The organism is bacterium, from assembly GCA_021372535.1.
Lineage (GTDB): Bacteria > Latescibacterota > Latescibacteria > Latescibacterales > Latescibacteraceae > JAFGMP01.
Genome location: JAJFUH010000180.1, coordinates 1 through 11,065, shown reverse-complemented (window position 1 = coordinate 11,065; position 11,065 = coordinate 1). Strand labels below are relative to the sequence as shown.

Sequence of the window (11,065 nt, the reverse complement as noted above, 5' to 3'; positions counted from 1 at the left end):
GTAGGTGCATACCTCGGTCGTGAGAGTAAATCCCGGCGGAACAGGAAGCTGTAATTCCTTGTGACCCGCCATTTCGGCAAGGTTCGCACCTTTTCCGCCAAGCAGGTTCTTCATGGATTCATTACCATCCGCTTTGCCGCCGCCAAACTTATACACATACTTTTCAGACATTTCATCTCCTCCGGAGGAAAGAATTATAAACTATTAGGAAGACCGTAAATATGCATGACTGACGCAGAAAATGTAGTTTCTAAATATAAGTATTATATACATGAAAGTAAAGCAGAGAATACAGGCATAAGGCATAAGGCATAAGTGATAATACAACCCATCCCCTTCCGCACTACACTCCCCCTGTCCATACCTCACAGGGGTTCATGATAATAGACCGGCTCCGATTTGGCCGGAGATTCAATGCCGGGTTAAAGCTTTCATCCACAAACCAGAGATCACAAACAATAAACCAATTTTTTATTCTTTCCGCAGCCAGAACACAGTAATGCCGCCGAGAAGGGGAAACAGGAAAATGACATTCATTGCCGCCTGAATGCCGATTTTGTCGGCGAGGGCACCGAACGGCGGCGCGGCAAGACCGCCCATCATGAATGAAACGCCCATGACGAGAGAAGATGCCATACCGGCGAGCCTGGGTGCAACCCGCTGGGCCATGATGATGTTCACCGGAATGGTCGACGAAAGCAGGAGCATCCCCAGCAGCAATAATACGGTCGATATGACACCCGTCGTATAGAGAAAAGCATAAAAGAGCGGAGATGCGGCAATCATGGTTATGGCCATGATTCTGCGGCGACCGTACTTGTCCGACAGGTGGCCGCCGATGAACAGCCCTACCATCCCGGCAAGCAGCATCGCTGAAAGGTAATACGCGCTCTGAGAGAATGTGGCGCCGCGTTCGATGGCGAGCATGGGAAGAAACGCCTGAACGAGGCTGTATACCATCGCCCTGAAAGTCGATACGAGCCAGAGCATGAACAGCTCGCGACGGCTGCCCATGAGACTCGCGAACATCTCTTTCATGTCAAGGGGTTGGTGTTCGCTTACGACAATCTGTTTATCCCTGATGAAATACACCGCCATCACGAGCGCAGGAAAAACAACGATCGGCATGGTACGTTCACCGAGCACATTGACAACGAGGACGACCGCGAGCGGGGCAAGGGTGACTCCGACCGAACCGCCGGACGAGAAGAGGGCCATGGAGATTCCCCTGCGGTTCTCGTGCGCTATATGACCGGCGGCAACGGCACCTACAGGATGAAACATCGATACCCCGAATCCCACGATACTGAGAAGAACGATCAGCAGGTCAAACCGGTGGACGGAGAGCAGAAAGGCAAAAGGCACCGCCGATACGAGCGGGCCTGCCCAGAGAAACCATCTGAGGGGTTTACGGTCGTTGAGTATTCCGACAACGGGCTGAGCGACGTTGGCAAAAATCTGCATGACCATGACCAGAAATCCCGCCTGGGCAAGCGACCAGCCGTACCGGCTCGTTAAAAGTGGCAGCAGCGGCGCAAGCATACCCGGATATAAATCCGAAGCCATATGCCCGAAAGCGAGAAACAGTATTCTTTTCCATCTCATACGACAGGTTTTCCTAAAAGACCGTACAAAGGGCACTCGTCACAAAGCGGTTTACGTCTGCACACTTCAGCGCCCAAAAGGCAGATAAGCCCGTGAAATTCGCCGTAAAAAACCGGATCGGGATCGAGCGCATCCTCAAAATAACTGCGGAGTTCTTCGTAATCCCATGATGGCTCCGCAAGACCATGCCGTGTAAAAATCCTCTTTGTGTACGCATCGACTACAAAAATCGGCTTTCCGAGGGCGTAGAGCAGCATCGAATCGGCGGTTTCATACCCGATGCCGGGCAGAGCGAGCAGTTTCTTCCGCGCATCGGCACAATCGAGACCGGCCATGTTCTCCACACCGCCGTGGAAATTATCCAGAAGAAACCTGCAGAATACCTTGAGACGCCGCGCTTTCTGATTGTAGTAAATCGTCGGCCTGACCGCTTCGGCGATCACACGCTCATCCGCCTCAGCGATCGATACGGCATCGAACACGCCCCTGTTTTTCAGAGCCTCAATCGCCCGTACAACCCCCGTCCACGGGGCGTTCTGTGTCAATATGGCGCCGATGCACACCTCAAAAGGCGTTTCGGCAGGCCACCAGTGCGTCGGGCCGATTGCCCGTTCGAGAACGTCGTACAGTTCATGGAGCAGACGGCGGCGTTTTTCCAAAATCCTCATGGTATTAGTGATTATAGGTATATGTATATTTGCATTATTGAAGGGAATAATTAAATCAAATTCAAGCGGAATTGCAAGGATAATTCATTATCCGAATACCCGGAAAAATCATGAAACACATGTAATGAACTGAATAATAATATTTTGATTATAAACAGCTTATATCAGCGCCGGAATCCCGGTTTAGCCGTGGTCTCAATCCGCATGATTTCATCCCTCAGGCGGGCGGCTTCCTCGAACTCGAGCTTGTCGGCTGCGGATTTCATCTTCTTTCTGAGCGCAGCAAGCGCTTCCTGGGAATCCATGAGATCGAGGATATTCACTTCCTCACGTTCGACCTTCGCGGTTGCCTTTGTGCCGTCGGCAATGACCGTGGTTCTGAGGATATCGTCAATGCTCTTTATCACCGATTCAGGGGTAATCCCGTGCTTCTCGTTATACGCCCGCTGGATTTTTCTTCTGCGGTTGGTTTCCTCGATCGTTCTGCGCATCGCATCGGTCATGGTGTCGGCGTAAAATATGACCATGCCGTTGATGTTACGGGCCGCACGACCCGCGGTCTGTATGAGCGAGCGCTCATTCCGCAGGAATCCCTGTTTGTCGGCATCGAGTATGGCAACGAGCGAAACCTCTGGCAGATCGAGCCCTTCCCTGAGCAGGTTCACTCCGACGATCACATCGAATTCCCTGAGCCTGAGACCGCGGAGAATCTCCACGCGTTCGAGCGACTGAATCTCGGAATGGAGATACCGCACTTTGATACCCATCTGGACGAAATAATCGGTCAGGTCTTCGCTCATTTTTTTGGTCAGGGTGGTCACAAGAATACGCTCGTTCGCGGCAACACGTTTCCGTATCTCGCCGAGAAGATCGTCCACCTGACCGGTGGCGGGCTTTACCACAATCATGGGATCGATAAGGCCGGTGGGCCGTATAATCTGCTCCACAAAGACACCGTGACACTTTTCCATCTCGAAATCGGCCGGTGTGGCGGAAACGAAAATAACCTGATTGATGGAATTCAGAAACTCATCGTAATTCAGGGGACGGTTGTCGAGCGCCGAGGGAAGCCGGAAACCATACTCGACGAGCGTTTCCTTGCGCGAGCGGTCGCCGTTATACATCCCCCTGACCTGCGGAAGCGTCACATGAGATTCATCGATAATCATGATATAATCCTCAGGGAAGTAATCCAGGAGCACCCACGGCCGTTCACCCGGCGCACGCCCCGTAAGATACCGTGAATAGTTCTCGATTCCCGAACAGTAACCAATCTCGCGGAGCATCTCGATATCGTAGCGGGTTCTCTGGCCGATACGCTGAGCTTCAATAAGCTTGTTCTCTCGTTCGAGCTCGGAGACACGGATATCGAGATCTTTTAAAATGTCCGCTATCGCGCTCTCGATACGAGAACGTGTGGTGACGAAGTGCTTTGCCGGATAAATCGCAACCTTGCTGCGGATATCCACAATTTTTCCGGTAACCTTGTTGATCTCGGAAATCCCCTCGACGATGTCCCCGAAGAACTCGATGCGTATGACACGCTCATCGTAGGCGGGCATGACCTCGAGCACATCTCCCCTTACCCTGAAATTCGCCCTTTCGAGCCCGAAATCGCTCCGGGAGTAATGGATATCGACAAGCTGCCTGATAACATCGTCGCGGTCGGCATGATCGCCAACCTCGAGGATAACGTGCATCTGCTCGTACTCCCGGGGAGAGCCGAGACCGTATATGCACGAAACGCTCGATACGATGACCGCGTCGCGCCGTTCGAGGAGCGAGCTGGTCGCCCGAAGCCTGAGACGGTCGATTTCCTCGTTGATATCTGCGTCTTTCTCGATAAACGTGTCAGTGGAGGGAAGATACGCTTCCGGCTGGTAATAGTCATAGTAGGAGATGAAGAACTCGACGGCGTTCTCGGGGAAAAGCGCCTTGAATTCCCCATAAAGCTGGGCGACAAGCGTTTTATTGTGAGAAAGCACGAGCGCAGGACGGTTCAGCCGTGCAATGACATTGGCGATGGTAAATGTCTTGCCGGAACCGGTTACCCCCAGGAGGGTCTGAAATTTCTCGCCGGCTTCGATGCCTTCCACAAGCGCATCGATGGCGGGTCCCTGGTCTCCTCGGGGCTTGAAATCACTGTTGAGCTTAAACCCACTCATGGTTTCAACGGAGAGCTTCCAACACCCGCTCCATCAGGTATGGATACCGCCGGAGTTCCTTTCAGCCGGGTTGATTCAACGGGCCCAAGAGTCTTCTTCGTGGTAGCCGCTTTCACCGTAATTCGATACGTATCGTTATAATTCAGAGGAAGCCTCGAAGAATGCTGGCCGTCACTCGCCTGAATATAATATTCCACCCCTGCTGTTGTTACCACGGATGCCGGAATGACAGCGGTATATAATGTGTCGGATACCGACATCGATACCGGTGTATACTCCGGAGCGTCAATTGCCCTGTACATGAGATCGGCGCTGACAACCTGTACATCGTCGGTGATTTCAGCAGTAATTGAGATATCCTGTCCTATCGGAGCCGCTTTAACCGGTTCATGTATGATTGTGGGAGCCACGTAGAGTTCCATTCCGAAATGGTAATCGGCATAATACAGGTATTCGACATACCATTGCCCGCTCCCGCCGCAACCCGAAGCGGATTTTCTGAATTCGTAGACTCTGTTCAGGTCTTTGTTGAGGTAAAACCATAATTCATACTTGTATGCTCCCGTACCGCCTGTTTGGATTTCATCGGGTTCTCCAAGAGTTTCGCGAACCCCTTCCCGCATATCCTTTTCCTTGGAACACGAAAAAACGAGCACCACACACAAACATACAGCCAGCATGCGTATAAACGCTCTAACCGATCGTATCGCCACAGTCGAATCCTCTTATAATAATGTTAGTAACAGCTTTAATTCCGAAAACAAGTTCTTATTTCGGAGTGAATTCGAAGGTAATGACACCCTTCTGAATACGGTTATCGCCTGCCGGAAGCGGAGAGAAACGCCATGATTTGAGAAACACCATGGCAAACTCCTCGAGGTCCGCATTCGCCTTGGTCACGGGGAACATATCAGTGTTCGACACGGTTCCGTCCGCAAGCACGGCAAACGATATCCTGATTTTTGCCGTATCCTTGAGCCCCTTCGCATATTCGGGCTGAGGATCGTATATGACCGTGCGTTCCTTCGCTTCCCCTTCGATGGTATATTTTGCCACATCGGCGCCTATTGTCCCCGTTTCGATACCTGCACCGGGTTGTTCTCCGACTGTTATTCTGGAACCCTCGTAGACCTCTTTACGGTCCATGGTGAATTTTTCACCTTCAGGCAGTTTAAAAGCAGGGACCTGAACCTCGATTTTCTGTTTTTCGGCTTTTGTAATGATATCCTGAGACTCAATACGGTTCTGTGTGGATACGGAAATGGTCGGTTCCTCGATCTCTATCATTTTACGCTTGGGGACCTCGACGCGTTCTTGGGGAGTGAGTCCCTCGTCACGCAGCCTTCTGGCTTCCTCGGTGCGCTGAGCTTCATTGATTATCTGTTCCATCCGCTCCCGTGAAACCGCGCCGAGATTCAACTCATAAAACGGCGGCGGCTCAACCTCGAAAAAAACCTTGATGTTCAACATCAGAAGAAGCAGGGCGCCATGAAACAGCACCGAATATATATATGCTTTTTTCGAATACTCAATTCCGTCTTGATTCACCGGTCATCACCCGTCTATCACCATTTCGCATTCAAATATTCACTTTTAATCGGAAAGTTATTTACGAAGTACGATTTACGATTTATAAAGGCCTGTTAAAGAAAAATCATGCCCCGACTACTATCTCGGAGATTATAAGTATTTCTGCTCTATGTAAACGTAATCGGGTCTTGCCATGTCATAAGTACAGTCGATCCGAGATATACATCGCACCGTTCGGATATTCATCCTCATCGGTTATTCTTTTTCCTCTTTTCCCTGCACTCATGTCCCTTATACCTTGTGCCTTCTGCCAGTCTTTTCATTCCTTTTGTGTCGTGGCGATGACAAAACGGTCTCCGCCCGCAGCTTTTGCGATGTCCATAACCTCGACAAGGCTCTCGATGGTAACTGCCTTGTCGGCGCGGAGCACAATGATGGGGTTTCCCACATCAAGCACCATCTGCCTGAGCCGTGCCCCGAGCTCGATCTTGTTTACCTGGTTATCGTTGAGGTAAACCGTGCCGTCTTTCGCCAGCGACAACACCACGCTCTTCTCGCTCGAAATATCGCTCGATGTCGTTGTGGGCAGTTGAACCTTCACTCCCGGCTGCAGTACAAATGTCGAGCTGAGGAGGAAAAACACGAGCAGGAGAAAAATGATATCGGTCAGGGAAATCGTGTTAAACGTGGTCAACGGTTCCCTGTGCGCCTTTATTTTCAAAGGATCAAACCTCCTCGGGATTATAATTCTCCGAACTGAATGCGTCTCCCTTATCGACGGATCCGCCGCCGGCAAGCCGTATGTTCTCGCCGCTGTCAAAAGGATCGACCGGCGCCGATTTGGGGGTTTCACCGGGTGCTTTCGGCTTTTCCGGTGACCCCGGGACTTTCTTCACCATATCGAGCACTTCTTCAGCCGCGCTCTCCATCTGGAATATGAATTCTCGCTCCCGGTTGATAAAGTAGTTATAGATAATCATGGCCGGAATACCGACCGACAGACCGGCGGCGGTTGTGACCATCGCTTCCCATATGCCTCCGGCCAGTACATCGGCATTGACATTCCCGGCAAGCTGCTGGATTTTCATGAAGGCCTTGATCATACCGGTAACCGTACCGAGAAATCCGATGAGGGGCGCAATTCCCGAAAGTGTGGCAATGACATTCAGATTCTTTTCGAGGTAATAGGTTTCCGCATTGCCGGCGGTCTCCATGGCCTCCCTCATTCGCTCACGGCCGAGTTTGGCTTTTTCGAGACCGGCTCTGATAACATTGGCAACAGGCCCTTTCACTATCGTGCATTCATTGATGGCAGTGAGAACATCTCCGTTATTCAGCGGATGCCGTATCTTCATCATGAACTGGGGGATTCTGATCGACAGTTTCTTATAGGTAAGATACCGTTCAATAGCAAACGCAACCACGAGTACAGAGCATATCAGGATCGGGATCATAAGAATCCCGCCCTTGGTGATTATACTTAAAAGTGTCGTATCCTCCATCAAATCCTCCGTACGTTACAGAATTTTATCATGTCATAAAAATCAGGAAAAGGCAGAAGTCACGGATCATACGGATTAAACCATAAACCAGAGACCACAAACCAGAAACATAGTTAATATGTTGCCTTCAATCCCGCATATAAACCTATCCCGGGGATATGATAGGGTGATGTCCACCAGGCGCCCTTTTCCCCGGTAAGATTCCTCACTTCGACACAGAGTCCGAGACGATCCCTGAACAACTCCCTGTCGACGCCGATGTCAACGGTAAAAAACGCATCTTCAGTATTATCCGATTCCGGCTCTGTATAGTGTTCACCATAGAACTGCACCGTTCCTCTGAATTTCCATACCTGGCGGAAAAGGTAGAAACCGTTCAATGCGGCTTCAATACCGGGGATATAGGGGACATTGTCGGTGGAATCACACGTGGCGCTCGTAAGCGTTATACATCCATCCACACCCCAGTGTCCCGCTGAGTCATATTCCCCTTTCAGCCGTATACCGCCCATATCGACAACGCCGCTGTCGAATATCCGGTAGAAAACCACAGAACTGTCCGCGGGAAGCATCCAGCTCGTGAATACGGGCATATTCTCACTGCTTATATAGAATCCGCCGACAGACATGTTAATCCCATCCTGAAGCGAAAGTCCGAACTCTCCCGAAACATCGATCTTCCTGTCCTCGAAAAGCATGGGAACATCGTAGGTTATCAGACCGTTCAGACCATAGAGCCGTGAAAATGAATACTCACTGACTCCCGATTTGAAATCCGCCCTGACATACATGTCCGGAGAAAGAGCCCAGTCAATCCCGGCGCGCGGATACAGACGGACCACGGTATCTTCATCGGGAAGCCGTGACGCCGAAAAAGCGAAACCGGCCTTCACTCCGAAACTGTCGCCGAGCAGCCATTCCCCGACACCGTCCGCAGAAAATATGGTTCCCATGAAATCACCAAGCTCGATACGGCTTCCCGATGCATGGGCAACAACTGTCGTGGAACCCAAATCCCCTGTAATCCTGCCATTGCCGGCGAAAACGAATTCATTTTCTTCGGTCCGGAGAATATCGGCATCCTTATACGATGCGCCCATGACTGTAAGACGTCCCGAGGCGTCCCATGTTTCAAGAGGTGACATTCTCATGGTCATTCCGGCGCGATAACGGCCGACATTACGGTCGTGATTTCGGAAAAACCTGCCATCGAGCTCATCGTCCTCACGGCCGAACATGCCATCGACCGACAACCGCGCGAACGACCCGTCATAATATCCGGCAGCCTCCACATCCTGTATCAGCGGGGCTTCATTCAACGGGGTATGCTGATTGGCCATGCGATTCGAAACAACGAGTGTACCGGCCTGTTTTCCAAGGTCGGCTGAGCCTTTCGCCCATAGTATCAGAGGGGTTTTTATACCGCTTTCAGCGTCAAGATTCCCGTATACGCCGCGATTCAGCAAAAACACTTCCTCCCGGACAAGCCGTTCGTCCTCGCCGATAAGTCCTTTGGAAGTTTCTATCGAGCGTTCCTCGGGAGTCTGAACAACCGGCACATTCACGAACGATACAGTCGAATAACGGTCGCCGGTTATGGTAAAGACCCGTGTGTCCTTCCCCACAATCTGGTAAACATCAAGTTTCAGATCAGGAGTTTCGGCCTGCCCGGAAACCAGCGAAACAGAAAGCACTATAACGACTATGGCAACTACACTCGTTTTCACTGTCAATCCAGATTGAAGGTAATTATATAAAAATGGTGTAAAAGGCATATGGTAATGGAAGAAAAAACTTTGTTTTTGTCCCTTTGCCACTCAGTCCCTTTTTATCCTGTCACTTCGCCACTTGTGCCCGTATCTCTTTCGCTTCACGGCCGAATTCATCGCGGGGATGCGCCTCGAGTATGTCATCGAGCATCCTGAGAGCCTCGTCCTTCTTATCGAGAGCCGCCAGGCACTGTGCAATCAATATTTTTGAACGGGTGACCCATTCATCATAGGTTTTATAGAGGATGGTTCCCCTCATCAGCTCATCATATGCCCGCTGGTAGTTTCCGTCCGCGAAGAATCGTTTGCCGATGATATACTGGGCACGGGCGGCGTTATCGTCGACAACATGCTCAATTACATACTCGGCCAGAGAGACCGCTTCGTCTCCCTTTCCCTGTTTAATGGCATCTTCCGCCAGTTCGAGCCGGGCTTTCTGTGCCATGATGTCATCGGGACGGCGGGTGATGAGATCACTGAACGTTTTTTCCGCATCGGCTGAATTGCCCGATTTAAGAAGCGCCAGTCCCTTCTTGTAAACCGCTTCGTAACCGACAGCCTCATCCGGGCGAGCAGCGGCAACCTGATCGAAATAACGTATCGCATCCTCGTACTGACCGGCGTCGAGTTTCAGGTCTCCGAGCTTGATACCGGCAAGCGTACCGTAGTCATGAGCGGGAAATTTAGACCTGAGTTCCTCAAAAGCTGCTGTCGCGGCTGCGGAATCACCCTTCTCCATATTAGTGAGACCGATCCAGTAGAGCGCATAGGGAACACGATCGCTTTTCGGGTAATCGTTTACAAGCCTCCGGTATGCCGCAACCGCATCATCGTATTTTTTCAGCGTATAATTGAGGTCTCCCTTTTTCATGAGCATGGCATCGGCCAGTTTTCCCTTCGGCTGGGATGAAAGGTAATCATCAACAAGCATTATCGCCTTGTCGACCTGACCTCTCGACATGTAGGAATCCATCATTCCGGTAATCGCCTCGCTCACCATTGCAGAATTCGGAAATTCATCCATGACCCTCCGGTACGTCTCGTTGGCGCGGTCGAAGTCGCCCATGTTGTAGTAGCAGGTGCCGATACGGTATAAGGCTTCGTCGGCCAGTTCGGATGGCTTAACAACCGTTCTGAATACCGCGATGGCGTCTTCATACCGTTCCTGTTTGAAGAGGCTCATTCCCTTCATGTTTTTCGCATCATCCACAAACTCGGATTTTGGGTAACGCGACAGCACCGCATCGTATGATGTTATCGCGCGGGTATAGTCCTCCATGCGGAAATATGCCTGTCCGATCTGGTATGCGGCATGGGCGGCGAAGGACGCATTCGGGTAACTGCCGAGCACCTTCTGGTAAGCGGTCACGGCCTGTGAAAACCTGCCGCTCGCAAAGTAGCTGTCACCGATACGGAATGCTGCATCGGGCGCAAGCTCCGATTTAGGGAACCGGTCGACAAGGCGGGAAAACACCTCGATGGCATTGTCGTAACCTCCGGTTTTAAACGACGACCATCCTACACCGTACAGAACCTGTGCCATTTTCGGATTCTCGGGGTACTGGCTCAACAGATTCGTATAGGAGGATTTCGAGCCCCCGAAATCGCCGAGACGGTATTGTGATTCGGCCAGAATAAGCGTTCCCTCGGGAGCAAGTTTGTGGTTGGGAAACGATTTGATAAACGATTCGGAAGTTCTTTTCGCATCTTCGTACCTTCCGAGCGAAAACTCGCAGAATCCACGTTGAAACAGCGCAACCGGATATGATGAAGATTTCTGATACGAATCGGTAACCTCGGTGAACGCAATGAGGGCTGCCTGGTAA

10 protein-coding genes are annotated in these 11,065 nt (G+C 51.1%); all 10 read right to left on the bottom strand.

Annotated elements, in window-relative coordinates; translation table 11 throughout:
- Positions 1–171: hypothetical protein (locus tag LLG96_15905; GenBank protein MCE5251692.1), on the bottom strand; the 171-nt coding region annotated here is incomplete at its 3' end.
- Between the two features lie 300 nt (positions 172–471).
- Positions 472–1,605: an MFS transporter gene (locus LLG96_15900; protein MCE5251691.1), complete on the bottom strand. Its 1,134-nt coding sequence runs from the start codon at positions 1,603–1,605 to the stop codon at positions 472–474.
- Positions 1,602–2,264 carry an endonuclease III domain-containing protein gene (locus LLG96_15895; protein MCE5251690.1) on the bottom strand — a complete coding sequence of 221 codons (663 nt, stop codon included), beginning with the start codon at positions 2,262–2,264 and terminating at the stop codon, positions 1,602–1,604. Before LLG96_15895 ends, LLG96_15900 begins: the two co-directional genes overlap by 4 nt.
- A 173-nt stretch (positions 2,265–2,437) precedes the next feature.
- Positions 2,438–4,438: an excinuclease ABC subunit UvrB gene (uvrB, locus tag LLG96_15890; GenBank protein MCE5251689.1), complete on the bottom strand. Its 2,001-nt coding sequence runs from the start codon at positions 4,436–4,438 to the stop codon at positions 2,438–2,440.
- Entirely contained in the window at positions 4,435–5,061 is a 627-nt protein-coding gene (locus tag LLG96_15885) for a hypothetical protein (protein MCE5251688.1), read from the bottom strand. The genes uvrB and LLG96_15885 overlap by 4 nt, the downstream gene beginning before the upstream one ends.
- 145 nt (positions 5,062–5,206) lie before the next feature.
- Complete coding sequence (locus tag LLG96_15880; GenBank protein ID MCE5251687.1) at positions 5,207–5,986, bottom strand: hypothetical protein; 780 nt, start codon at positions 5,984–5,986, stop codon at positions 5,207–5,209.
- A gap of 301 nt (positions 5,987–6,287) precedes the next feature.
- Positions 6,288–6,689, bottom strand: a complete 402-nt coding sequence (locus tag LLG96_15875; protein MCE5251686.1) for a biopolymer transporter ExbD — start codon at positions 6,687–6,689, stop codon at positions 6,288–6,290.
- A gap of 4 nt (positions 6,690–6,693) precedes the next feature.
- Entirely contained in the window at positions 6,694–7,470 is a 777-nt protein-coding gene (locus LLG96_15870; protein ID MCE5251685.1) for a MotA/TolQ/ExbB proton channel family protein, read from the bottom strand.
- 113 nt (positions 7,471–7,583) lie between these two features.
- The gene (locus LLG96_15865) at positions 7,584–9,197 is read right to left on the bottom strand and encodes a TonB-dependent receptor (GenBank protein ID MCE5251684.1); all 1,614 of its coding nucleotides are present in this window, start codon (positions 9,195–9,197) and stop codon (positions 7,584–7,586) included.
- Positions 9,198–9,306: 109 nt separating this feature from the next.
- On the bottom strand, positions 9,307–11,065 hold a 1,759-nt coding region (locus LLG96_15860), incomplete at its 5' end, for a tetratricopeptide repeat protein (protein ID MCE5251683.1).

Excerpts from the sequence above, each read along its gene's own strand:
- LLG96_15870 (MCE5251685.1), bottom strand. The coding sequence starts at position 7,470 with ATGGAGGATACGACACTTTTAAGTATAATCACCAAGGGCGGGATTCTT.
- LLG96_15885 (MCE5251688.1), bottom strand. The coding sequence starts at position 5,061 with ATGCGGGAAGGGGTTCGCGAAACTCTTGGAGAACCCGATGAAATCCAA.
- uvrB (MCE5251689.1), bottom strand. The coding sequence starts at position 4,438 with ATGAGTGGGTTTAAGCTCAACAGTGATTTCAAGCCCCGAGGAGACCAG.
- LLG96_15900 (MCE5251691.1), bottom strand. The coding sequence starts at position 1,605 with ATGAGATGGAAAAGAATACTGTTTCTCGCTTTCGGGCATATGGCTTCG.